Raw genomic sequence first — 20,923 nt, 5'->3', positions numbered from 1 at the left:
GGTAGCCCCAACTGCCGTTCTCCCTGGCCAGGCGCAGCACCAGGGCCCGGATCGACCGTAGCGTGCGGGCCGGCCGCGCCGCCGGGGCCGCGACAGCGCGGTGTGGCGGCGGGCGATCAGGTCACGGTGCCACTTGAGGATCGTGTCGGGCTGGGCCAGCAGCCGTAGGCGCCGCAGGGTCGTCCTTGGCAGCGGGTGCAGCAGCGCGGCCAGCCACGCCCGATCGACTGGCTCGAACCGGACCCGCGGCCCGTCGAGTTGGCGCTGCAACACAGCGAGCTGGTGACGCAGCGACAGGATTTCGATGTCCTTGTCGCGGTCGCCACCAGGCAGCAGTCGCAGCAACGTAAACGCGTTCGTGATGCCCAGGTAGGCCAGTCGCAGCAGCATGAGTCGGCATCATCGCGCATTCATCGGTGACGATGGGTGCGGGCGACGCCCCCGATCAGACTAAGGTCGGGCTTGGACGTCAAGAGGGCCCGCGACCTGTACGGATGCCCTTCTCGGCAGGTACCGACGACCACGGCCCGGACGGCGACACCCCACCCGCCGACGACTGACATCCAACCAGCGGCGCCCCGACCGGACCCATGATCCTGGTCGGGGCGCTGCTACTCGTTGCGCAGTGCCGGCGAACGTGGCCAGGCGAGGAACCGCGCGTGCAGCACCCCCGACGGGGTGTGCGGCAGATCCTCACACGCCTGCACCAGGTACGCCGACAGGTGCAGCATCAGCGATATCCGCGCGCCGGTGAACTCCGCCACGAGTTGCCGCTTGCGGGTCCGGCACGGCCACGGCGCCCCGCACCCCGTGCAGATCCACTGTGGTCGTATCGGTTGATGCACCGACAACAACCCCACCACCCTCCCGGCTCGTTGGAAGGGGGAAGGGGCTACCGCCCACACCCGACCCGACCACTCCCAGGGCCGGCGGCAACCCCTTCCCCCTGACACCCACCAGCCCGGCGTACTGCCGCAAGCAAACCGGCGAGGCCCTGCGCCAGAACCTACGAACCAGGCCCCGGCACCCCAACGTCCTGACGGACACCAGTCCGGACACTTCTATGACCGCTGCGCGTCCTGCTGTGTCCACTACCGTGGGACGGTATGAGTCACCGCCTACGCGCGGCCATGCTCCGCGCCCACCTCGACCCGACCGCCCTCGCCGCAGCCGTCGGCGTGGACGTCAAGACCGTCACCCGGTGGCTCGCCGGCCGCGTCCCCCACCAACGCACCCGCCTCGCTGTCGCCGACGCCCTCGGCGAAACCGAAGCCGACCTGTGGCCCCAGACCCGCCCTGACCAGGCACCCGGCGCCGAAGCCACCGCCGAGGTCGTCGCCGCCTACGCCCACCGCGCCGACATCCCCCACCACGTGTGGGCGGCCCTGCTCACCGGCGCCACGAAGCAGATCGACCTGCTCGGCTACGCCTACCCGTTCCTGCTGGAACTGCTGCCCAACACCATGCAGCTCATCACCGACAGAGCCGCCAACGGCGCCCGCGTTCGGCTCGCGTTCGCCGACCCCGACTGCCCGCACGTCGCCGAACGCGACGCCCTGGAACAGATCGGCGGCACCCTACCCGGCCGGATCCGCAACGCCCTCAACTTCTGCGAACCCCTCCACGACGTGCCCGGCGTGGAGATCGGCCTGCACGCCGTGCACCTGTACAACTCGGTGTTCCGCTTCGACCACCAGATGATCGTCACCCCACACCTTTACCGCGCCCGCGGCTACCAACACCCCGCCCTACACCTGCGCGAACTCTCGCCGCACGGCATCTTCGCCGCCCACGCCGACCAGTTCGAACAGATCTGGCAAACCACCACCCCCTACCCGAAGGAGACCCGGTGACCGGCCGGCGCGACTACCACCACGACCCCGAGGCACCCGCTGCCAACAGCCTCGTCCCCGGTGCCGCCGCCATCGTCACCGACGAACACGGCCGAGTGCTGCTGCAACGGCGCACCGACTCCGGCAACTGGTCCCTACCCGGTGGCGCCATGGACATCGGCGAAACCCTCCAACAATGCGCCGTCCGCGAGGTCAAGGAAGAGACCGGCCTCGACATCGAGATCACCGGCCTGCTCGGCATCTACACCGACCCCCACCACGTCATCGCCTACCCCGACGGCGAAGTCCGCCAAGAATTCACCATCACCTACCTCGCCCGGGTGGTCGGCGGCACCATCACCGTCAGCGACGAGTCCACCGATGTCCGCTTCGTCGACCCCGCCGAGTTCGACCACATCCCCATCCACGACACCGTCCGCCTCCGCCTCCACCACCATGCCGAGCACCGCGACACCCCCCACCTCGGATAGCGCCCCCCATCGATGCCTCGGCCGCTGGCGGGCGCGGACGTCTCCCCAGGTTGCCGTCACCGTCGCCGTCAACACCGATGGATTTCGATGAGGCGAGTTGGTGCCACACGCGAAAGGCCAGGTGGAAGGCCATGAATATGTAGGTCACGCTGTGTGACGGGGTGAAAATCCCACACCTACTATGTGATCGCCGACGGCGAGCCGGTGCTTGTACACAACAACGCCCGGTTCGCGTGTGGCAGCGACGGCGTGACGACGGACCGGACCCAGAGCGCCGTGGTGACCAACAAGAAGGTGGGCGACGCGTACGCGGACGACATCGCCGCCTACGAGATGGACAACGCGGTGCGTGAGGTCAGCTTCACGGTTCCGGAGCCTCGTCGTGGAACGACCACCACGAGGCGGCAGGACATCGTCGACTCGCCGAATCCCCACCTGGGGATCAGGCGAGGCAGCGAGGTGAAGGTCGGATTCGTGGAGAACAGGTCCAGGATCAGGAAGGAGATCCGCGGCGACCGGTTGCTGCTCAGGGCCGGCCGGTTGCATGAGATGCGGTGGATCCTGCTGCGGAGCCCGATCAACGGGAAGATCGGCATGGATGGCAGAGTGGCCCAGCGCCTCCTCGAGGCAGGCGTGACGATCGAGATCCGATACTGAGGAGAAGTGGAAGGCATGGATTACCTGCCGTTCACCTATGGTGTACGCGGCCGGTCGCTCAGAGAGGCGAGTCCGGAGGAGGCGCGTACGGCTTATCGCAACTTCCTGGCCTCAATCGATGATCGGCTGGCTCAGCTCGCGCGGCTGGTCGGCGAGAGTGGCCTGCGGCTCGATCTGACGGATGCATCGGTCGATGATCTGGAGCAGTGGTTTGTTTCGAACATCGAGCGGCACCTGGACGATCCGCGGAAGTTGAGTCGGATCACGAACTCGCTCGCGATCGACCTTGGCATCTACTTCGGCGAGGTCATGATACGCCGGTCGCCGGCGCTGGCCTGGCTACAGTGGCCGGATTCCGCCTCGCCGATGTTCCAACGGCAGGTCATCAGCTTCTCCGAGGTGGATACGCGAGACGGATGGGGCGTCGACATCTGCATGCTCGTGGCCTCGTACGGACTCCAGTACATTGACGGGAACAATCCGGAGAAGAGATTCTTCAGTCGCCTGATCCGAGAGGTCGTGGAAGCAGCCGAATAGTGTGAATCGCAGCGGGACCTCCGGCGGGTCGAGCATCGACCCGCCGGACGTCTCCGTCGCGTTCGCCGAAAATGCTTCGTTCGTCGTACACGCTGTACCGTTCAATAACTCGGTTTCGGCTACGCGGCTTGCTCATATTCGTTGATCAACCCGTGCAGCCCCTTCCTGCGCCGCACCCGCACCGCACCCAGATCGGACCTGTGTTGGACGGGCGTCTCGGTCAGGTGGGCGTTGCCCCCGGCCCCAGGGCTCCGGAAAGGACTCTGTTGGTTAACTCTCTGTAGCTGACGCGTGGCGTGCCTTCGTGGCGGCCGTATGTCCTTTATAGAGCACGGCGCCCGGATGTCGATGAGGCCCAGGGCGTCGGTGGAGATCCCGGCGCAGACGGTGGCGGTGGTCCAGGCGGCGGGGCGCTTGGAGGGCTCCGACGGCAGGCAGCTTCCACGTCCGCCCGACCTGACACCGTGCAGGATGAGGACGTGGACATCGAGCCGGTCGACTCGGCGCCGGAGCAGGCGTTCCCGCGAGCGATCCTGCGGCAGCGCTGGGAGGACCTCACTTTCCTGCACTGGGCGGTCGCGCCCGAGCTCGTCGCGCCCCTGCTGCCTGCCGGGACCCGCCCGGACACCCTCGACGGGTTCAGCTACGTCGGCCTGATCGGCTTCCGAATGGTCGGGCTGGGCCTCGGCCGTGGGCCGGGGGTGCCGTACTTCGGCAGCTTCTGGGAGACCAACGTCCGGCTCTACTCGGTCGACGACACCGGCCGGCGCGCCGTGGTGTTCCGCTCAGTCGACGCCTCCCGGCTGGTTCCGGTGCTGGTCGCCCGGGTGACCCTGCGACTGCCGTACCTGTGGTCGGCGATGCGGCTGGAACGCGACGGTGAGCGCTGCACCTACCGGTGCCAGCGCCGCTGGCCCGGCCCGGTCGGTACGACGAGCCGGATGGTGGTCCGGGTGGGGGAGCCGATCGCCGAGCCGACCCCGCTGGAGCATTTCGTCACCGCCCGATGGGGGCTGCACACCCGGGCGTACGGCCGCACGCTGCACCTGCCGAACTGGCATCCCCGCTGGCCGCTGCACCGGGCCGAGCTGCTGGACCTGGATGACGAGCTGGTCACCGCCGCCGGGCTGCCGTCGCCGACCGGACCGCCGGCGAGCGTGCTCTATTCCCCCGGCGTCCCGGTCCGGTTCGGCCCACCGGTCACCCTGCGTTGACCGTCTCCGCCGGCACAGTCGGCGAGTTCCCGTACCGCCGCCTGGTACTCGGCATGCGTGTGGTACGGCCAGTGGCGCTCCACCGGCGGTACCACGGTGTCCGCTGGGTCGATGGTCACGGCGCGGGGATCGCGGAGCCGGACGTCGATGGACTCGGCCGCCGGGTTGTCACACGGTGGCTGTTCGCCCCGATGGTGGTCGAAGATGGGCCCGCCGATCGGATCGGTGTCCCGCCAGAGGTTGCGCCATCGCCAGTCGAGCCGCTCGCCCAGTTCACACAGCGCCTGCGGTCCCAGATAGGCCGGATAGAGGCGGGCGTAGATGCGCTGCAGCGGGGAGCCGTAGGTCAACAGCGCGACTCGGCGCAGGGCGGTCGGCGGCAGTTGGAGGATGGTGGCGGCCGCCAGGACCGATCCGTGGCTGTGCCCGGAGATGATCACCGGGCCCTGCGCGGCGAGTGCGGACACCCGCTTGACGAGTTCGGGCACCGCCCGCGCGGCGTAGCACGGAGGCGCGAACGGGTGGACGGTGCGTGGCCAGAAGGTGCCCAGGTCCCACAGGATCGCCACGACGCGTCGGGTCTCGGCCGACCGGTACGCGCGGAAGCCGAGGATCAGCAGGCCGATCACGAGCAGGCTGATGATCCAGATTCCGGCGTCGGTGACGTAGGCGGCGAGCACCGCCGGTCCGCTGTGCCGACTGACCTCGGCCGCGAGCTGGGTGGGGCCGATTCCGAACAGGTCGAGGACGATGGTGGCCAGGCCCAGCGAGGAGATCACGAAGAACGCGACCAGCATCGGGCCCAGTTCCTCGGTCACGTGGGACATGGCGATGGTGTCCCGGACCGCGTGCAGCCGGGGTGCCGCGTCCGCCGGCGCCCGCGGATAGTCCTTCCTGACGATGCGTTCGGCCCGGTCGCGTCGCCGCCGGCGGCTGAGTAGGAGCGTGGCGGCAGCCGCTGCGGCGAGGATGAGCAGGGCGGCGAGCCCGGCGAGTGCGGCCCACCAGTAGGCGACCGGCGGCTCCAGGGGACCGATGGCCGGTGGATTCGGCCGGATCGGATCGGGAATGGCGCCGCGGTCGAGCTGGTCGGCGACCCGGAAGTTCAGCGTTGCGGTGAAGGCCGCGGCGACGCTCACCGACGCCGCCGCCAGGATCGGCGTGCCGAGCCCGCGCAGGAAGGGGCGGGCCCCGGGCGGGGCCACCCGCTGGCGCACGAACGTGACGACGGCGAGAGTGACGAGCAGGACGCCCTGCGCCGAGACCAGGCCGCCGGCGCTGCCCTCGTAGCCGGGCAACTGTCCGATCACCGGCTGCACCCCGCGCGCGAGAGCCGCGTAGCCGAGGCTCAGGACGGTCACCCCGACGGTGGCCGCCCACAGGGGGCGCTGGAGGCGACGAGGGTGCGCGTGGCTGATCGGCACCGGAAGACAGAGCAGCACCGCGCAGAACGCCACCAGGCCGACCGAGGTGGCGAACAGCAACCGACCCACCGGGCTGCCGTCCGAGATGCCGGCGAGCAGGCTGGCGTCGAGCGTTGCGCCGCCGATCCCGACGTGGATCTGGCGTAGCCAGGCATTTGTCCGCTCGTCGTCCCAGAATCCCGGGGTGCTGAGGCTTTCGGTCACCTCGGGCGGCGCCGGACGTGGTGGCGCCGGTGTGAAACCCTCGAACGCCCGCGCGGACCGGGTCCCGATTCCCCAGATCACCCGCAACGCGAGCAGCGGGACGAGCGACAGCAGAGCCAGGCGGGGGCCCATCGGCAGCTCGGCGAGCCAGGACAGGTAGGGGCGGTCGTCCCGGCACTCGTGGTACGGCACACACTGCCAGCCGACGAGGTTCACCGTGATGCCGATCATCGAGAGCATGAAGGCGGCGGTGAGGGTGCCGCCGAGCAGTCGGCACAGCGGGCCGAGCAGGCCGAACCGGTCGGTCGGCGTCGGGCGCAGCCAGATTGCGACGTTGCCCAGCATGAAGGGCAACAGCAACAGCATCGACGCGGTCCGCACCGCCGCGCCGGCCGTCAGGGCGCCCCAACGGTACGCCTCGACGGCGACACCGGTGACGGCGCCGCCAGCTGCGCCGCTCCCCGGGCGGGGTCGGTAGAAGCCGGCTTGCTGGTCCCCGGCGACGCGGACCACGATCGGGTGGTCGAGGACCGTCTCCGCCGTCGCGCCGGACACCCCGTGTACCCGCAACTCGACGGCCTCGCCGGCAGGTGCTGTGCCCACGCGGTCAGGGTCACAGATAAGTGTGGCGGCCGCTGCCGATCCCGGAATGCGGCGCGCGGGCGGCGCTTGCGGCCCGCCAGCCCGACGTGCGGCGCCGGGCTTCCGGGCGCTGCGGTGGTGGGCGACAATGGGCCGGTGCTGGCGATCCTGGTGACGGCCGTTGCGCTGGTCGCGGTGGTCGCGTGGTTCGACGCGCGCTGCCTGGCCGACCTGGCCCGGACCAGCGATCGCGACCTGCACTATGTCAACCGTGCCGGCTGGGCGTTGGTGATCGTCCTGTCGTTCCCGATCGGCCCGCTGCTCTACCTGCTGTACGCCAAGGGACCCGGCCGGTTCCGGTGAGCCGACCCCGCCTGCCCGTGCCGGCCATCCGGCGGATGGCCCTGGCAGGTCGTCGGCCCGGGTGGTGGTGATCGGTCTGGCCGACCTGGGCGCCCGGCCGGGCGGGAGGGTAGGCACTAATGCCCCCGAGGGTGGCCGAGCACCCGTGGACGGAGCGGGCGATCCGACGGTTCACGGTTCGCGAACAGCCGGCCGCCGGCGGTGCGGGCACTCAGCGGGGCTGACGCCGCTGACACGAGACGCAGTACGGGACGTGGGGGAGGGCCCGTAGCCTGTCGAGGGGGATGTCGTTGTGGCAGCCTTCGCACACGCCGTACGAGCCTTCGGACATGCGCCGCAGTGCCTGGGCGGTGTCGGCGATTCCTTCCCGTGCGGCGGCGGCGAGCACCCGCAGGGCGTCCGGGTCATAGCCGCCGTGTCCGGGCAGCCTGCCGTAGACGGTGAGTTCGGTCAGGCGGTTGGTGTGTGTCACGAACTGCTCCTCGAGCATGTCGCGCAGTAGCTCGATGGGTTCGCGGACCACATTCGCGCTGTCGTACACACCAGCGGTCATTGGTTCCTCCCGAGTTGTCGAGACAGGTGGCGGGACGGCGGGTCAGGCGATGGAGGGGTGGCGCAGGGCGGTCATCGCGGCCAGCGCCGCGCCGTTGAGCGCGGCGGTTCTGGGAGCCGCGGCGCAGTGCACGCGCAGGCGCAGTGCCGCGGACAGGCGCACGGACAGACCCGGGTGCAGGGCGCCGTCGCCGACGAGGATCAGGCCGCGGGCCGCGGCGGCGCTGGCGAGGCCTGGCGCGGCGGGGTCCGCGCGCAAGTCGTTGACGTGGCGCCTGACGATCTCGGGCAGCAGGTCGGGGCTGGCTTCACGGTTGGTGTCACGGGTTCCGATGTTGGTGCGACGGGCGGCGATGACGTGCCCGTGCCGGAGCACGGCGACCTCGGTCAGCTGCGCGCCGACATCGGCGATCAGCAGCGTGCCGGCAGCAGCGCCGGCCCCGATTGCGGCGGCGCGGACGGTGTCGATGAACAGCAGCCGTGACGGGGCGAACGCGTCGGTGAGCACGCGCCGCATCGCCTGTTCGTCGGCCTGCGTGGACAGCACCGGCCGGCACGCCACGACGATGCCGCCCGCCGGGACGGGGTCGGTGTACTGGCGGAGCAGGTCTGACAGCAGCGTCGCGCATCCCGCGGCGTCGACGATCTGGCCGCGCCTGACCAACCTGCCGACGGAGGCGAAGGCGTCACCGCAGGGACCGCTGAGGAATCCCCGGTGGGCCGCCCATACGCCGACACTGCCGCTGCCCAGATCGACCGCGAGGGCGGTGGTGGGCTTCGCTGCGGAGCCGGTGTCCGGGACCAGTCGTTGCCCGGCCGGACGGGAGATGGTGGTTGCGTTCGTGGGCACGGACACGCCGACCCCTTTCGGATGAACTGCGACGACGCCGCGGGAAACGCGGCGTGCGATGAATGGACGATGCCTGCAGCCGGCAGGCGCCACACGAGCGGTCGGTCGGTGGCCGCGCCAGGGCTTCAGCCCGGTTCGGGGTGTGGTGGCTCGGATGCTCGATCGCGGCGGTGATGGCGCGGGGCACGGCATCGGCCTCCGAGCCGCCGGCTGCTTACCTGGTCAGCGCGGCCATACGCGGTCCGCACCGCGGCTGCGGCAGCCGCACCACCCGGACCGCGTCGAGCGCCGACGGCACCCTCCCCGCCGCGGGCAGCGGCGCAGGTGATTGACCAACGGTGGCGCTGGACGCCGGCGTGACCTGCGGTGTGCCGGGGGTGTGGGCGAATCGCCGCCGGGTGGAGGCTGCGCCGTCGGTGTGGTCATCGCCACCTCCTCCCGGTGTTGGGTAGCGGGGAGTTCCATCGTCGCTGCCCGCGGTCGTTGCGGCAGGAGCGGCGACCGGCGAAGAACCCGCGCCCTTTGTTGCCGGAGGTCGGCAAGAAAGGCCCCGGAAGCGGGGGCGGTTCGCGGGTCCTGTCGCGCAGGTCCAGCGGCCGGAGCCGGGCCATCGGTGGGCGGTGCGTCCCTCGCATCGTGTAGCCGTGGCCGATGCGCAGCGCGACGGCTATGGTGTGCGGCATGCATGGACGGCGCAGCACCAGCAGCGTCGGTGAGCGAACATCGCTGCCGACGCTGCTGGTGCTGGCCGTGCTCGTCATGGTGCTGTCCGCTACCCGGGCGATCGGGCTGTGCATCGTGTTCCGCTTGACGCGACGGACAGTTCCGGGATGCGTGCCCGCGTGGTCGGCGGATCGTGCTCCGCCCCGGCCCGCGTTCGCCGTCTGAGGTCCGTTCGCCCCACCAGCGCCGTGCGGCGCTGGTCCTTGGCTTGGAGCATCATGCCGACTTCGCGTCATCGCGCACGCTCTCTACCTGCCTCATCCGTCACCGGTGACGGCCCACCGCGTCAGGGGCGCGCTGCCGCGAACACGCTTGCGCGGGGACGGTCAGCATGCTGACTCCCGGCGCGTACGCCCGCCGAGGCGTACGGTATCCCCTTGCCCTGGACCTGGGTACGTCCACGGTGCGGATGTGGACTCCCGCGGGCGGTGCAGTCGTCACCGAACCCGCCGTCATCGCACCGGCGCCGTCCGGCCGGCACGTCGTCGGGCACGCCGCGCTCAAGCTGGAGGCCACCGGCGGTGCGAAACTGATCTGGCCGGTACGTCAGGGCGTGGTGGACAACTTCTTCGCCTGCGTGCACCTCTTACGGATCGTCAGCGCTGCCGCCGGACGGCCACGCGACGATGTCTCCCCGGTGCTCGTCGGGGTGCCGGCCACCGCCACGTTGCGGCAGAAGAACCTGCTGGTCGCCGCGGTTCGCCGGGCAACCGGAGGGCGCGTTGCGACGGTGGAGGAGCCGTTGGCGGCCACGTTGGCCTGCCGCCCGAACCCTGGCGGCGATGACGTTCTGGCCGTGGACATCGGGCGCGGGCGCACCGAGGTTGCCCGCATCACCGGCGGGGCGGTTGTGGCCGCCGAACGCGTCGACGTGGTCGACACGATCGATCAGCTCCCGGCGATCGCGGACTGCGTACGACGCATGACCGCCGGACCGTCGCGATCACGCCGCCGGCTGCTGATCACCGGGGGTGGCGCGGCGTGTCCGGGAGCCGCCGCCCGGCTGGCCGCCCTGGCCGGCCGGGCCGTCACGATGCCTACGGAGCCGCACCTGGCCACGCTCACCGGCCTGCGTCTGCTGCTCACCGGCTGATCCGATCACCGTATCCACCAGCGCCACCAGGTGCAGCCGTTGTCGCGCTGTGCCCGGCGCCGACCCCTTCCTTCGTTCCCGCGCCGCTTGCGGCGTTGCCTGTGCTCTGGAGTTGTCATGGATGTCGAGCTGACACCGCTGCCCGGTATCGGGATGCGCGGGATGTTCACCACCGACGCGGGTCGCCGCGTCGGCGTGGTCACCCACTACGCCGGTGGCCGGCGTGAACTGGTCTACGACGCGGGCGACGACCCCGACGCCACCTGCAGTCTCGCCCTGACGCGCAGCGAGGCCTACGCTCTCGCCCGGCTCCTCGGCATCCTCGACGTCCTGGATGTCACCGGTACCGAGGTCGGCGATTCCGGGGCGACATCCCCGCCGTGCCGGTAAGGCAGCCGCGTGAGCGGTGACGGCGATTTGTGGGGCCGGGCTCGGCAGCCCACAGGTGGCCGCGTCGGGCGACGCGCGCAGGCGGACCCGCCGTCCGGGTGGTGCACCCCTTGCTGTCACCGGCGGTCAGACGGTGGGTAAGGGCTGTTGCGGCCAGTCGAGCGCCTTGGCGCCCAGGGTCGCCGCCTGCAGCGTGAACCGGTCGGTGGGGTCGGCAGGGTCGTAGCCGGTCAACGTCTTGATCCGGCTCAGGCGATAGGTCATCGTGCGGACTGACACGTGCAGCTGCCGCGCCGCCGCGGTGGCGACACCTCCGCTGTCGAAGTACGCGGCGAGGGTGGCCAGCAATGGTTCAGCACCGCCGCGTGCGCGGGTCAAGGGTTGCAGGACCGCCTGCACGAGGTCCACCATGGCCGGTTGGTCGCGCAGCAGGACCCGGTAGACGAGCAGGTTGTGCGCGCCGACGACGTCGCGATGAACCCGCAACCGCCGCGCCATCGTCAGTGCCTCACGGGCCTCCTCGTAGGAGCGGGCGATGCCGTACAGGCCGGGGTGGGGGCGGCCTATCGCCACCTGCCACGGCCGGCCGCGGGGTAGCCGGCTCAGCTCAGCGTGCATGAGCTGGCCCAGCTGCGTGGCTCCGGCGGAAGCGGCGGGTTGGTCGGCCGGTGCCAGGTCGGCGGGAGCCAGGACGACGAGCAGGCCTTCCTTGGTGGCGACCAGCACGTCACGATCACCGAGCCGGTCGAAGATGACCGCCTCCAGGGCGCTGATCGCGGCGTCGGTATCGGGCAACCGGCGGCTCGGCGCGGCCAGGGCGACCTGGTGCACCCGGGTCAGGTCCAGGCCGAACGGCTCGGCGCGTTGCACGAGCCCGCCCAGGTCGGAGTCGCCACGTAGCAGGTCGTCGATGAGCTCCCGGCGCAGGGTTTCCTCCCGGCGCACCAGGTCGCGCCGGGCGGCGGCGTAGCCCTCGGCGAGGGTGGCGACCGCGTCGTCGACGACGTACAGGACCGCCTCGGCGGCCGCCCGCACCACCTCGCTGTCGCTGGAGCGCACCAGCAGAGGGAGTTGCTGCCACAGCCCCCGCGCCGCGGACAGGTACAGCTGCACGGCCTTACCGGCCGACACCCCCTGCTCGGCGGCATGACGGCCCAACAGGCCGACGGCCTCGAGTTCGCTGCGTCGTGGACGGCGGCCGCTCACGGCGGCGTCGGCGAGTAGCGGCAGATAGTCGCCGAGCAGCTCCACCGGAACGCCGCCGGCGTCGCGGCTGGCGGTCTCGGCGACGGCAGTCAGCCAGTCGTCGTCACCCGCAGCCTGGTGCCCGCCACCGCTGCTCACGTCTCACCCCTCACCGACCCGCGCCGGACGGCTCAGTCATGACCATTATGGGCAGCCGCGTTCCGACGCCGTGGAAGTTGCCCGTCTCCAACGGCGGCGCGGGCGAAGCGGCCGGCGGGGCTTGGTCGGGGCGGCCGGCGGCACGCGGACTTTACTTAGGGATTGACCTGAGCGTTGGGTGACCGCATACTTAGGTTCATGCCTAAGCGAGTGGGTGATGGCGGCGGCGTGGTCGACCCGGGCCTGGACGATCTCTTCTACGCGTTGTCAGATCCCACCCGCCGCCGAGTCGTGGAGCGCCTCGGCCAGGGGCCCGCCACGACCAGCGACCTGGCTCGTCCGTTTGACATGGCACTGCCGTCGTTCACCCAGCACCTGGGTGTTCTTGAGCGCTGCGGGCTGGTGACGTCGGAGAAGAAGGGACGGGTACGGACCTACCGGCTCGCGCCCCAGTCACTTGAGCGCGTCGACACCTGGCTCGCGGCGCAGCGCGCCCTGTGGACCCGGCGCCTCGACCAACTCGATTCGCTTCTCTACGACCTCAAGGAGCAACAGACATGACCGCCTACACCACGAACCTGGATCTCGACCTCGTCCTGGAGCGCACCGTCGACGTCGCGCCCGAGCTGGTCTGGAAGGCCTGGACCACTCCCGAGCTGGTTGTGCGATGGTTCGCCCCGAAGCCCTGGTCGACCTCGTCCTGCGAGATCGACCTGCAGCCCGGCGGCAGGTTCGACACCGTCATGCGCTCGCCGGAGGGCGACGAGTTCCCGAACAGCGGCTGCATCCTGGTGGTCGAGGAGGGCTCGACCCTGGTGTTCACCTCGGGCCTGGCTCCGGGATTCCGCCCGCAGATCGCCGGGGAAGGCCTCCCGTTCACGGCGGTGATCAGGATCGAGTCGGACGGCAGCGGCACGAAGTACACCGCCACGGCGATGCACGCCGACGTCCCGACGAAGAAGCAGCACGAGGAGATGGGCTTCTCCGAGGGGTGGGGCGCGGCGCTGGACCAGCTGGTGGACGTCGCGAAGTCCCTCTGACTGACGACCGCGTGCTCACCTGAGCGGACAGGCCGCGGCCGCCGTTCCGGTCGCCCGGCCGGTGCTCGGCGCCGTCGCAGCTGGTCCAGCCGACCCCACCATGGGTGGTTGCGGTAGGCATCACGCCTGCCACGCTGGCAGGCCGAGCAAACCGCCGCCCGGCCCGCCGGCGTCGAAACGAGACGTCGAGGTCCGTCTGACGTGGCGGACCGGGCGGCGGCCCGCTCCCGGGAATGCCTAGGCGCGGGACCACTTCTGGTTGGCGCCGCCGGTGCAGTCCCAGAGCTGGAGCTTGCCGCCGTTGCTGCTGACCCAGTCCCGCACGTCGACGCAGCGGTTGGCGTTGAGGTTGACCAGATCACCGGCGGTGGTGAGAGTGAAGCGCTGCGCGGGGTTGCCGTTGCAGCTGACCAGGTTGACCTCGGTGCCGTTCGCCGTGCCGGCCCAGGCCGGGTCCATGCACTTGCCCATGGCGCGCACGGTGCCGTCGGAGGCGAACGTCCACGCCTGCGCGGCGGTGGTGTTGCAGTCCCAGATCTGCAGCTTGGCGCCGTCGACCGGGTTGGCGCCGGGAATGTCGATGCACCGGCCGCTGTGTGCGCCCTTGATCCGGGTGGTGCCGGGCGCCGGGTCGCCGCCACCGGCGGAGTAGCCCGAGACCCGGACGTAGTCCACGAGCATCTGCTGGGGGAACTGGGTCGAGGCGTCGGGGTAGCCGGGCCAGTTGCCGCCGACCGCCACGTTGAGGATCATGAAGAAGGGGTGGTCGAACACCCAGCGGTTGCCGCCGAGTCGACCGGGGTCGACGCGGTGGAACTCGACGCCATCGAGGTACCAGATGATGGAGTTCGGCTCCCAGTCCACCCGGTAGGTGTGGAAGCCGTCGGCGAGCGGCTGGCCGAGGGTGCGGCTGCCGCTGATTCCGCCTGCGCCGGAGTAGCCCGGGCCGTGGATGGTGCCGTAGACGGTGTTGGGCTCCCTGCCGATGTTCTCCATGATGTCGATCTCGCCGGCATTCGGCCAGCCGACGCTACCCATGTCGTTGCCGAGCATCCAGAACGCTGGCCAGATGCCCTGACCGCGCGGGATCTTGATGCGGGCCTCGAAGCGGCCGTACGCCTGGGTGAACGTCGCGGCCGTGAGCAGCCGGGCCGAGGTGTACTCGCACCGGCCGTAGTGACACTGGTAGTTGGCCGGGTTCTCCCGACGTGCGGTGATCACGAGGTTGCCCTGGCCGTCGTGCGTCGCATTGCTTGTGCTGCTCGTGTAGTACTGCCGCTCGTTGTTGCCCCAGCCGCTGCCGCCGATGTCGAAGCGCCACTTGTTCTGGTCGACCGGCGTGCCGGCCGCCGCGTTGAACTCGTCCTGCCAGGTGATCCCGCCGATCGCCGCTTCGGCTGGAGTGGGGTGGACCGGCACGGTGAGGGCCACCGTGGCGGCGATGAGCGCGGTCGCGGCGAGGGCGAGCGTTCGGGGTCGCCTTCGGGTGCGGATGTGGAACATGGAACCTCCTTGGCGGGGACGGGTGACTGTGTGGGGTTCAATCCGCTACGGACGGTCGAGCCGGTCGGTGGGGCCGTGGCGACGGAAGCGGTCGCGTCAGCGGCGGCACCGCTTCTGTGTGGCGGTGCCGGCGCAGTCCCGCAGGTTCAGGCGGGCGCCGTCGGGGCTGTGCCAGTCGGTGCGACAGCACGGAGCGCGCGCAGTTGTCGAGCCATGGAGGTCCTCCCGGGGTGCGGCGAGAGCGGAGCGGGGCAAACGCCGGAGAGCGCTCTCTTAATGAAGTTTGTCGATGCTTCACCCCTCTGTCAATAAGGTTGCCAATTAATGGCCGGGCCACCCGGTCCCGCCGGCGCCTGCCGGCGGCGTCAACTGGTCCAGGCCACGCGGCGGCTCGCGGACGCGATCCGGATCCTGCACCGGGTCAGCCGTACCGGACGCTCGCTGGAGCAGGCCCAGGAGGCCGTGCTGGACGCCGTGCGCGAGTCGGACGAGGCCTCGGTCGAGGCGCTCGGGAACCATGGCGAGGCGTTCGCGACCCAGCTGTGCACGGTGACAAGTGACCTGTTGCTGGTGACCGGTGCCGCGCCGGAGACGCCAACCGTATGCTGCGGGAGAGGTCGTCGGGGGACAACCGGAGGCGGGCTTGATCAGCGGAGACAGCCGTTCTGGACCCAGCCGCGGGGATGCCGGTCGAGATCGCGACCGGGCACCGACGGCCGCGCCTGGCGTAGTTCGCGGTGCCGGCGCCGGCCGGGCGAACGTCGTCCGCGGCTCGTACCTCGTGCAGTCCTACCGCAGGGGCGCCACCGCGAAGGGCGTACTCCGGCGGCTGTTGCCGGACTGACCCGTCGTCGAGGCCGTCCCCGCCAGGGGCCGGCAGGGGAGAGGAGCGTCGGCATGACCGATGGACCGTTGGACGTGCCGCCGGAGGCCGACGCGGTGGAGCAGCGCCAGCCGCTGCTCGACGAGGGGCAGCCCGACCAGCCGCCGGAGCCGCAACCGCTGGACGCCACGGAGGCCGACCTGGCAGAGCAGGGCGCGTCGGTGCCGGGGGAGCACGATCTGCCGGCACCGTCCCTGCCGGAGGACGCCACCGCGGCGGACGCCCTGGAGCAACGCCGGGAGGTCGGGCCGGGCGACGAGGACCGCCGCGGCTGACCGACGGTCGACGGCATCCGACCCGGCCGCCCTCCTCACCTCGCGGCCGTGCCCGCCCGCAGATAGGTGAGTGCCGCGAGCACCCGGCGGTTGGTGTCGTCGCTGGGCAGCAGGCCGAGCTTGGTCATGATGTTGCCGATGTGTTTGCCGACGGCCCCTTCGGTGACGCGGAGCCGGGTGGCGATCGCCGCGTTCGACAGGCCCGCCGACAGCAGCACCAGCACCTCTCGCTCCCGAGCGGTGAGGTCGGCGAGCGGGTCGCGGGGGCGGTGCAGCAGCCGCCGGACGACGTCCGGGTCGATGACGGTGCCGCCGTCGACCACGGTACGCAGGTTGTCGACGAACCCGGGGACGTCGGCGATCCGGTCCTTCAGCAGGTAGCCGACGCCCCGTCCGTCCCCGCTGTCCAGGAGCGCGGCGGCGTACTCGGTCTGGACGTGCTGGCTGAGCACCACGACGGCGAGCTGCGGTCGTTCGGCGCGCAGGGCGACGGCCGCCCGCAGGCCGTCGTCGCGCCGGCCCGGCGGCATCCGGATGTCGGTGACCACGAGGTCCGGCTCGTGTCGCCGGACGGCGTCGAGCAGGGCCGGCGCCGAGCCGACGGCGGCGAGCACGTCGAAGTCGAACCTGGCCATCAGGGCGATCAGGCCCTCGCGCAGCAGCACCTCGTCCTCGGCGAGCACGACCCGGGTCACGGCCGGCATGGCAGCTCCACCCGGACGAGGGTGGGGCCGCCGGGCGGGCTGGCGAGCAGCATCCGCCCCTCGGCGGCGGCGACGCGGTCGGCGAGGCCGGTCAGGCCGGTGCCGCGCTGCGGGTCGGCGCCGCCGCGACCGTCGTCCTCGACCTCGACCTCGAGGTTGCCGCCGTCCTGGCTGAGACGCACCTCGGCCCGGGTCGCGTGGGCGTGCCGGGCGACGTTGCCCAGAGACTCGGACACCACGTAGTAGGCGGTGGTCTCGACCAGTTCGGGCAGGTCCCGGTCGATGTCGGCCCGCACCGTCACGGCGACGGTGGCCTCGTCGGCGAGTTCCCGGACCGCGCCGGCGAGGCCGAGGTCGGTGAGGCTCTGCGGGCGGATGCCGTGCACGATCTGCCGGAGCAGGACCATCAGCCCCGTGGCCTGGTCGTGCGCGACGGCGAGCGGCCTGGCCGCGGGCGAGTCCGCGGGCACGTCGAGCCGGGCCAGGCCCAGGTGCAGGCTGAGGCTGGTCAGCCGAGGTTGGGCGCCGTCGTGCACGTCGCGCTCGATGCGGCGCAGCTCGGCCTCGTACGTGTCCACCAGGCGGGCCCGCGACCGGGTGACCTCGCGCAGGGCCGTCGCCCCGGCGGGCCGTCCGAGCAGCCGCCGGGCGACCGCGCCCTGGACCGCGGCGAGCACCCCGGACCCGTAGCACAGCACGGGCAGGAGCAGGACACCGAGGACCGCGAACGGCACGGCCTGCCGTGGTGTGTCGACCGTGGTCCACAGCACGATGACCTGGTCGGCGTCGCCGGCCACCCAGGGGCTGGCGATCAGGAGGACGTCGATCAGCGCGAGCAGCAGGAACGTCCAGTACGCCAGCGGCACCAGGCCGCCCAGGCAGGCCGCGTACGCGACCTCCCGCCACGCGGAGGCGCTGGTGTACCGCGCCGCCGGACCCCGCCACGACGGGCCGGACACCGGGCGGGGGTCGACCAGCCCGAGCCGCCACCGTTCGACGGCGCAGACCGGGGCGCTCACGAGCGGTGCCAGGGCCACCAGGGCCAGGCCGCCGACCACGAGGAACACGACGAGGGGCAGGGAGACCGGCCGGCCCTGCCGTACCGCGCCGACCGCGGCGAGCAGGGGTGCCCCGACGAGGAGCAGCCCGACGGAGAGCAGGCCGGCGACGGGGACGGTGGTCACCAGGTAGGCCAGGGCGCGCCACGGCCACGGCGAGAGCAGGTAGCCGGGCCGGCGCAGGGCCTTGGCCAGGTGCATCGGCTGATCGTGCGTCATGCCGTCGACGCTAGGTGCACCGGGGATGCCGGGCCCAGCCCTCTGCGCCCACCTCTGGGGTATGCCTGGCCCTACCCGACCCGGGCGGCCGGTCGTACCCGGCTCCAGCACCACGCCCCTGCCTCGTGTCGCCAGGGGCAAGGACGGCGAACCAAGAACCGATCATCGTTTGACCTGCGTCCGGCGGAGCAATGCCAGCTCGTTCGACGGCACGCCAAGGCCCCGCAGTCGGAGATCCAGCTGCGCCCTGTGCGCATTACGGCGGCATGACCGGTCACGCTATACCGAGCGACCAGCGTCGGCATGACAGTCCGTTTGCGCCGCGACCGCAGCCACTTCCGCATGCGGCAATCTCGCTCACTCGGGGAGTGGCGGGCGCGAAAAGGCTGGCGGGCATATGGTCGGCTCGATACGGTGACCTTCGCGAGACTGGGACGGGCAGGACATGGACCAAGGCACCCGCGACGAGGTGCTCGGCCGCCTGGCTGAGGCAGTCGGGTCCGTGGCAGTCGCGCACCCGACGCGGGTTGCCATCGACGGACCGCCCGCCGCAGGCAAGACCACGCTCGCCGACGAGCTGGCCGTCGTCTTGCGCACACAGGGCCGCGACGTCATCCGCGCGACGATCGACGATTTCCTCTTCCCCCGGGCACAGCGCTATCCGCGCGGCGAGTACTCGGCCGAAGGCTGCTACTTCGACACCCACGACTACAACGCGTTGAACCGGGTTCTGCTCGATCCGCTCGGTCCGGGCGGAGATCGACGCTTCCAACACGCGGTCTACGACCGCACCGCGGATACTGCGCTGTCCCCGCCGGTCACGACTGCCCCAGCCGACGCCGTGCTGGTCTTCGACGGCGTCTTCCTCATGCGCCCGGAACTGATTGATCGGTGGGACCTGCGCATCTTCGTGTCGACCGCGCTCGAGACGACCGTGGATCGTGCCGTGATCCGAGAGCGCCGGGTGTTATCTCGGGCCGAAGTCGAACGGCGCTGGCGCGAGCGTTACATCCCCTCCCAGCAGTTCTACTTCGCTACGGTCCGCCCGACCGATCACGTCGACATCATTGTGCACAACGACGAGCCTCAGCAGCCGGTCTGTGAGACCCGAACACACTGACGGCACTCAATTCGGCAAATGGGCATGTTGCTTGACTGCCAGAGGCTGCCTCAGCGGCGTGATCAAATCACGTACAGCATGATCGCCCGCCTTGCCGCTTGCGTGTGCCGGGCTGGAACTGGCGAAATCTCTGACGTCCGCGTGCGCCATGCGGACGTAGAGACCTTCCCGCACCTGCGCGTCTGCCGCAACAAACCACGATCCGAGGTAGCAGTACGCCGGCCACCAACCTGGGCAGTCAGGCGTCCTGGCCAACCACAACATCACACGATCGACCATGGTTCAGCCGCTACGGGAACCCCGACATCGGTTCTTGGTTCGCCAGGTTTCCCCTCGGGCACCTGCTGGAACCAGATCCGTGGCGCCCGGCCGGCCGGATCGACGATCGACTCCGGCCCGTCACCCACGCCGTCGGGCAGCTCCTCCGCCGGTACTCCCGTCTCGGCCCAGTAGGCCCGCCAGGTGCGGTGCCCGCCCGGCGGTGGCTCCGGCACGTAGCCCAGCGCCTCGGCCCAGAACGCCACCATCCGCCGGGGGTCGGCACAGTCGATCGTCACCTACAGTGTCATCTCCACCACCGGAGCATCCCAGCCGGGTACGACAGGCACCGGCGATGCCCAGCGGAGCGGGTTGGCGCCCGGTCTGGTGCTGGTAGACCCGCTGCCGGGCACCGCTGACGAAGAGGCGCAGCTCGCCTCCGTACCCCAGGGCCGTCGGTGCCGACCGCGCACACGGCCCGCGCGCTGTCGGGGCCGATCGGCATCGACCGCGCCGCTGATATCGTCGCCGTCCCGGGCGGCGACCGGCCGGCCAGGTCACCCACGAACAGGCGGTCGCCGTGACCCGAGCACGTGCTGTCCTCCCGCCGGCACTTTTGGGCCTGGTCCTCGTCGCGCTGGTGCTCTCCGGCATCCGGCCGTACGACCGGCTGACCTGGCTGCTGGAGACGGTGTGGGTGATCGTCGGAGTCCCGGTGCTGCTGCTCGTCTGGCGCCGCTTCCCGCTGAGTACCCTGCTGTGCTGCCTGCTCGCGGTGCACGCGATGATCCTCATCATCGGGGGGCATCACACCTACGCGCGTACCCCGGTGGGCGACTGGGTGCGGGACGTGTTCGATCTGTCCCGCAACCCGTACGACCGGCTGGGGCACTTCGCGCAGGGCTTCGTGCCGGCCATCCTGGTTCGCGAGATTCTGGTCCGCCGCTCGCCGTTGCGGGGCAGCGGGTGGCTCGCGCCGCTCGTGGTCTGCGCCTGCCTGGCCTTCAGCGCCCTGTTCGAGATGTTCGAGTGGTGGGCGGCAGTGGCCGCGGGGTCGGCCGCCGACGACTTCCTCGCCACCCAGGGCGACGTCTGGGACACCCAGTGGGACATGTTCCTGGCGCTGATCGGCGCGGTCACCTCGCTGGCCCTGCTAAGCCGTCTGCACGACCGTCAAGTGTCACCGCCGCCGCGCCGACCTCTCGATCCGCACCCGCCATGATCCACCTCTCGATCGCCGGACCGGGCGACCTGCCGGTCCACTGACTCGTGTCACCCCCGCCGCGAGGGGCCGTCGAGGAATTGTCAGTGTCTTACCATCCACAGAGCCGGCACAGGGTGTCATCGTCGGCCTGGCCGTCGTCACGGGGATCACCGTCGTGGCCGCGTTCGCCGGGTATGCGCCGCCCTGGGTTTCCCTGGGCTGAACCGGCGACGGGTGGGCCGGACCCGCCGTGCGGCCGGTGCGTCTCCCTGACCGGCCGGGCGCTCGACCGACGGTCCTGTCGACGGATGAAGGGCCGACGGGTCTGGCAGCCCACTCCCCGCTCCGATGCCGCCCGGCTGCGCCCGGTGTGCCATCGTGTCCTCCAGCCGTGGACGGCCGG

The 20,923-nt window shown here is 71.0% G+C and carries 23 protein-coding genes and 1 pseudogene; 14 read left to right on the top strand and 10 right to left on the bottom strand.

What is annotated here, in order from left to right; translation table 11 throughout:
- Positions 1 to 390: pseudogene (locus ABZ807_RS29280) on the bottom strand (hypothetical protein); the annotation flags it as partial.
- 221 nt (positions 391 to 611) lie between these two features.
- A complete protein-coding gene (locus ABZ807_RS29275) occupies positions 612 to 860 on the bottom strand; it encodes a flavin reductase (protein WP_357164939.1) in 249 nt (82 codons plus the stop codon).
- A gap of 270 nt (positions 861 to 1,130) precedes the next feature.
- Here ABZ807_RS29275 and ABZ807_RS29270 point away from each other — a divergent pair, with 270 nt between their 5' ends.
- The 5 genes from ABZ807_RS29270 (at position 1,131) to ABZ807_RS29250 (ending at position 4,731) form a co-directional block, all read left to right on the top strand.
- Entirely contained in the window at positions 1,131 to 1,853 is a 723-nt protein-coding gene (locus tag ABZ807_RS29270; protein ID WP_357164936.1) for an XRE family transcriptional regulator, read from the top strand.
- Positions 1,850 to 2,323 (top strand): NUDIX domain-containing protein, encoded by a 474-nt coding sequence (locus ABZ807_RS29265; protein ID WP_357164933.1) that lies wholly within the window; start codon positions 1,850 to 1,852, stop codon positions 2,321 to 2,323. Before ABZ807_RS29270 ends, ABZ807_RS29265 begins: the two co-directional genes overlap by 4 nt.
- Positions 2,324 to 2,506: 183 nt before the next feature.
- Positions 2,507 to 2,980 (top strand): hypothetical protein, encoded by a 474-nt coding sequence (locus ABZ807_RS29260; RefSeq protein ID WP_357164930.1) that lies wholly within the window; start codon positions 2,507 to 2,509, stop codon positions 2,978 to 2,980.
- Between the two features lie 15 nt (positions 2,981 to 2,995).
- Positions 2,996 to 3,517 carry a DUF6278 family protein gene (locus ABZ807_RS29255; RefSeq protein WP_357164927.1) on the top strand — a complete coding sequence of 174 codons (522 nt, stop codon included), beginning with the start codon at positions 2,996 to 2,998 and terminating at the stop codon, positions 3,515 to 3,517.
- A 479-nt stretch (positions 3,518 to 3,996) separates the two neighbouring features.
- A complete protein-coding gene (locus ABZ807_RS29250) occupies positions 3,997 to 4,731 on the top strand; it encodes a DUF2071 domain-containing protein (RefSeq protein WP_357164924.1) in 735 nt (244 codons plus the stop codon).
- Here the strand turns inward: ABZ807_RS29250 and ABZ807_RS29245 are convergent.
- Positions 4,680 to 6,962, bottom strand: a complete 2,283-nt coding sequence (locus tag ABZ807_RS29245) for a hypothetical protein (protein WP_357164921.1) — start codon at positions 6,960 to 6,962, stop codon at positions 4,680 to 4,682. The genes ABZ807_RS29250 and ABZ807_RS29245 overlap by 52 nt on opposite strands.
- Before the next feature lie 135 nt (positions 6,963 to 7,097).
- Between ABZ807_RS29245 and ABZ807_RS29240 the strand changes: the two genes are divergently transcribed.
- A complete protein-coding gene (locus ABZ807_RS29240) occupies positions 7,098 to 7,304 on the top strand; it encodes a hypothetical protein (protein ID WP_357164918.1) in 207 nt (68 codons plus the stop codon).
- Between the two features lie 211 nt (positions 7,305 to 7,515).
- Here the strand turns inward: ABZ807_RS29240 and ABZ807_RS29235 are convergent, their stop codons facing one another.
- Both ABZ807_RS29235 and ABZ807_RS29230 read right to left on the bottom strand, forming a co-directional pair.
- The gene (locus ABZ807_RS29235) at positions 7,516 to 7,857 is read right to left on the bottom strand and encodes a TraR/DksA C4-type zinc finger protein (protein ID WP_357164915.1); all 342 of its coding nucleotides are present in this window, start codon (positions 7,855 to 7,857) and stop codon (positions 7,516 to 7,518) included.
- 42 nt (positions 7,858 to 7,899) lie between these two features.
- Entirely contained in the window at positions 7,900 to 8,799 is a 900-nt protein-coding gene (locus ABZ807_RS29230) for a rod shape-determining protein (RefSeq protein ID WP_357164912.1), read from the bottom strand.
- 558 nt (positions 8,800 to 9,357) lie between these two features.
- Between ABZ807_RS29230 and ABZ807_RS29225 the strand changes: the two genes are divergently transcribed.
- The 3 genes from ABZ807_RS29225 (at position 9,358) to ABZ807_RS29215 (ending at position 10,912) form a co-directional block, all read left to right on the top strand.
- Positions 9,358 to 9,594 carry a hypothetical protein gene (locus ABZ807_RS29225; protein ID WP_357164909.1) on the top strand — a complete coding sequence of 79 codons (237 nt, stop codon included), beginning with the start codon at positions 9,358 to 9,360 and terminating at the stop codon, positions 9,592 to 9,594.
- 166 nt (positions 9,595 to 9,760) lie between these two features.
- Positions 9,761 to 10,522 carry a rod shape-determining protein gene (locus ABZ807_RS29220; protein WP_357164906.1) on the top strand — a complete coding sequence of 254 codons (762 nt, stop codon included), beginning with the start codon at positions 9,761 to 9,763 and terminating at the stop codon, positions 10,520 to 10,522.
- Positions 10,523 to 10,639: 117 nt separating this feature from the next.
- Positions 10,640 to 10,912, top strand: coding sequence for a potassium transporter TrkA (locus tag ABZ807_RS29215; RefSeq protein WP_357164903.1), 273 nt, complete (start codon positions 10,640 to 10,642; stop codon positions 10,910 to 10,912).
- Positions 10,913 to 11,038: 126 nt separating this feature from the next.
- Here the strand turns inward: ABZ807_RS29215 and ABZ807_RS29210 are convergent, their stop codons facing one another.
- On the bottom strand, positions 11,039 to 12,256 hold the full coding sequence (locus ABZ807_RS29210; RefSeq protein WP_357164900.1) for a helix-turn-helix domain-containing protein: 1,218 nt from the start codon (positions 12,254 to 12,256) through the stop codon (positions 11,039 to 11,041).
- A gap of 198 nt (positions 12,257 to 12,454) precedes the next feature.
- Between ABZ807_RS29210 and ABZ807_RS29205 the strand changes: the two genes are divergently transcribed.
- Complete coding sequence (locus ABZ807_RS29205; protein ID WP_357164897.1) at positions 12,455 to 12,817, top strand: metalloregulator ArsR/SmtB family transcription factor; 363 nt, start codon at positions 12,455 to 12,457, stop codon at positions 12,815 to 12,817.
- Entirely contained in the window at positions 12,814 to 13,296 is a 483-nt protein-coding gene (locus ABZ807_RS29200) for an SRPBCC family protein (RefSeq protein WP_357164894.1), read from the top strand. The genes ABZ807_RS29205 and ABZ807_RS29200 overlap by 4 nt, the downstream gene beginning before the upstream one ends.
- A 237-nt stretch (positions 13,297 to 13,533) precedes the next feature.
- Here ABZ807_RS29200 and ABZ807_RS29195 read toward each other — a convergent pair whose 3' ends face one another.
- Positions 13,534 to 14,799 (bottom strand): family 16 glycosylhydrolase, encoded by a 1,266-nt coding sequence (locus ABZ807_RS29195; protein ID WP_357164891.1) that lies wholly within the window; start codon positions 14,797 to 14,799, stop codon positions 13,534 to 13,536.
- Positions 14,800 to 15,696: 897 nt separating this feature from the next.
- Between ABZ807_RS29195 and ABZ807_RS29190 the strand changes: the two genes are divergently transcribed.
- Positions 15,697 to 15,957, top strand: a complete 261-nt coding sequence (locus ABZ807_RS29190; RefSeq protein ID WP_357164888.1) for a hypothetical protein — start codon at positions 15,697 to 15,699, stop codon at positions 15,955 to 15,957.
- A gap of 35 nt (positions 15,958 to 15,992) precedes the next feature.
- Here ABZ807_RS29190 and ABZ807_RS29185 read toward each other — a convergent pair whose 3' ends face one another.
- Positions 15,993 to 16,661, bottom strand: a complete 669-nt coding sequence (locus ABZ807_RS29185) for a response regulator transcription factor (RefSeq protein WP_357164885.1) — start codon at positions 16,659 to 16,661, stop codon at positions 15,993 to 15,995.
- Complete coding sequence (locus tag ABZ807_RS29180) at positions 16,649 to 17,938, bottom strand: sensor domain-containing protein (RefSeq protein ID WP_357164882.1); 1,290 nt, start codon at positions 17,936 to 17,938, stop codon at positions 16,649 to 16,651. Before ABZ807_RS29180 ends, ABZ807_RS29185 begins: the two co-directional genes overlap by 13 nt.
- Before the next feature lie 445 nt (positions 17,939 to 18,383).
- Here ABZ807_RS29180 and ABZ807_RS29175 point away from each other — a divergent pair, with 445 nt between their 5' ends.
- Positions 18,384 to 19,058, top strand: a complete 675-nt coding sequence (locus ABZ807_RS29175; protein WP_357164879.1) for a uridylate kinase — start codon at positions 18,384 to 18,386, stop codon at positions 19,056 to 19,058.
- Positions 19,059 to 19,321: 263 nt separating this feature from the next.
- Here ABZ807_RS29175 and ABZ807_RS29170 read toward each other — a convergent pair whose 3' ends face one another.
- A complete protein-coding gene (locus ABZ807_RS29170; protein ID WP_357164876.1) occupies positions 19,322 to 19,615 on the bottom strand; it encodes a VOC family protein in 294 nt (97 codons plus the stop codon).
- Positions 19,616 to 19,896: 281 nt separating this feature from the next.
- On the opposite strand from ABZ807_RS29170, the gene ABZ807_RS29165 reads away from it, so the two are divergent.
- Positions 19,897 to 20,538 carry a DUF2238 domain-containing protein gene (locus tag ABZ807_RS29165; protein WP_357164873.1) on the top strand — a complete coding sequence of 214 codons (642 nt, stop codon included), beginning with the start codon at positions 19,897 to 19,899 and terminating at the stop codon, positions 20,536 to 20,538.
- Positions 20,539 to 20,923: the final 385 nt, after the last annotated feature.

Source organism: Micromonospora sp. NPDC047548 (assembly GCF_040642975.1).
In the GTDB taxonomy this organism is placed as follows: Bacteria; Actinomycetota; Actinomycetes; order Mycobacteriales; family Micromonosporaceae; genus Micromonospora.
Note: the sequence above shows the minus strand (reverse complement) of the source record. Positions and strands in the feature narration are given on the sequence as shown.